Here is a 2,267-nt window from a genome sequence, read left to right on the forward strand (position 1 = left end):
GCGGAGCTGGGGCGCCGGGCGAACCGCATCAGCCACGCGCTGCGGCGGCGGGGCGCGGGGCCGGAGGTGTGCGTGGGCATCTGCCTGCCGCGCACGCCGGACCTGGTCGCGGCCCTGCTGGGGGTGCTGGGTGCGGGCGCGGCGTACGTGCCGCTGGACCCGGCGTACCCGCGCGAGCGGCTGGGCTACATGGTGGAGGACGCCGGCATCGCGCTCGTCGTCACCGACGCCACCCTGGCGGACCGGCTGCCGGAGGGCGCGGCCGGCCGGCTCCTGCTGGACCGCGAGCGCGCGGCGCTGGCGGCGGAGCCGGGCACGGCGCCGGAGACGGGTGTCACGCCCGAGAACCTGTCGCACGTCATCTTCACCTCGGGGTCCACGGGGCGGCCCAAGGGGGTGATGATCCGCCATTCCGCCGTGTCCGTGCTGCTGCACTGGATGCGGGACACGGTCGCGGACGAGGAGCGCGCGTCCGTCCTCTTCTCCACCTCCGTGAACTTCGACGTCTCCGTGGCGGAGCTGTTCGGCACGCTGTGCTGGGGCGGCACGCTGGTGATGGTGGAGAACGCGCTGGACCTGCCCTCCGTCGCTGACCAGGGTGTGCGCTACGTCAGCATGGTGCCCACGGCCGCGGCGGAGCTGCTGCGCACGGGCGGCATCCCGTCCAGCGTGCGGACGGTGAACCTGGCCGGCGAGGCGCTGCCCAACGAGCTGGCGCAGGGGCTGTACGCGCTGGGGACGGTGGAAACGGTGCGCAACCTGTACGGGCCCACGGAAGACACCACGTACTCCACGTACTCGCTCGTGGCGCGGGGCGGGGAGCCGGTGCTGATCGGGACCCCGCTGGCCAACTCGCAGGCGTACGTGCTGGACGCGCAGCTGCAGCCCGTGCCCCTGGGCACGGCCGGCGAGCTGTACCTGGCCGGTGACGGCCTGGCGCGCGGCTACGCCAGCCGCCCGGCGATGACGGCGGAGCGCTTTCTCCCGTGCCCCTTCGGTGCGCCCGGCGGGCGGATGTACCGCGTGATGGACCGCGTACGCCGCCGCGCGGACGCGAACGGCGAGCTGGAGTACCTGGGGCGGACGGACTTCCAGGTGAAGGTGCGCGGCTTCCGCATCGAGCCGGGCGAGATCGAGTCGCGTCTCGTGGAGCACCCGGAGGTGCACGCGGCGGTGGTGCTGGCGCGCGAGGACGTGCCGGGCGACACGCGGCTGGTGGCGTACGTCGTGGCGGACGGGACGGTGGAGGTGGACGGCCTGCGCGCGCACCTGGCGGAGCGGCTGCCGGCGTACATGGTGCCGGCGGCGTACGTGCGCCTGGACGCGCTGCCGCAGACGCCCAACGGCAAGACCGATCGCAGGGCGCTCCCCGCGCCGGAGGACGACGCGTTCGCCCGGCAGGGGTTCGAGGCGCCGGAGGGTGCCACGGAGCAGGCGCTGGCGGAGATCTGGGCGGAGGTCATGGGCCGGGAGCGGGTGGGGCGCCGGGACGACTTCTTCGACCTGGGCGGGCACTCGCTGCTGGCGGCGCGGGTGGCGTCGCGCGTAAGCGAGCGCTTTGGGGCGCGCGTGCCCGCCACGGCCCTCTTTCTCCACTCCACCCTCGCCGGGCTGGCTCGGGCCGTGGACGAGGCGTGCGCGTCCGCCGCGCCCGCGGACGACGACGGCCTGCTGGACGGCGGGATGGGCACGGTCGCGTTCTCGGCGGACAACCTGTCCGACGACGACGTGGACGCCCTGCTCGCGGCCCTGCTCGCCGGGGGGATGGACCCGTGACGGGCGGCCCGACCGTTTCCGCCACGACGAGTGCCGGACGCAGAACCGGACTGAGTTGCAGGTTGCCCGTTCACGGGGACCTGTCTTATGTTTGCGAATTCCATTTGCGGGCAACTCATGCCGGTTTCGCCTTTTGCCATGCGGCCCCCTCCGTACCCCGCGTTCGCGGCCGGTCCGGATCGCGAGCCGCTCTTGCTTTGTCATCAGGCACCGTGCCCGGACGCACGTCCGCGGCCGCCGCAGGAAGAGGGGACCGATGAAGACCGCCATGAAGACCGCGACAAAGACGGTGGCCCGGGCCGCCCGGGGTGAAGAGGGCACGCGCGAGCCGGCGCGGGCCGCGGAGGCCGAGGCCGCGCAGCGGCGCCTGCTCGTGCCCGGCATCACCCGCGTGGTGGATGCATCCAAGCCGTACCGCGAGGCCTCGTGGGCCGCGCGGGGCGAGCCCACCGTCGTGGAGCTGTCCAACGGCACGCGCATCGGCGGGCGCG

Annotated in this window: 1 protein-coding gene and 1 pseudogene; both read left to right on the forward strand. The window is 74.2% G+C overall.

The genetic code is table 11. The annotated features are described in order from the left end of the window. Positions 1–1,776 (forward strand): non-ribosomal peptide synthetase (locus VFZ20_RS05530; protein WP_329682839.1); only part of this gene is annotated, 1,776 nt, incomplete at its 5' end. 268 nt (positions 1,777–2,044) lie between these two features. Further along, a pseudogene (locus VFZ20_RS05535) lies at positions 2,045–2,267 on the forward strand (hypothetical protein); the annotation flags it as partial.

It is taken from the genome of Longimicrobium sp. (assembly GCF_036280135.1).
Classification (GTDB): Bacteria; Gemmatimonadota; Gemmatimonadetes; order Longimicrobiales; family Longimicrobiaceae; genus Longimicrobium.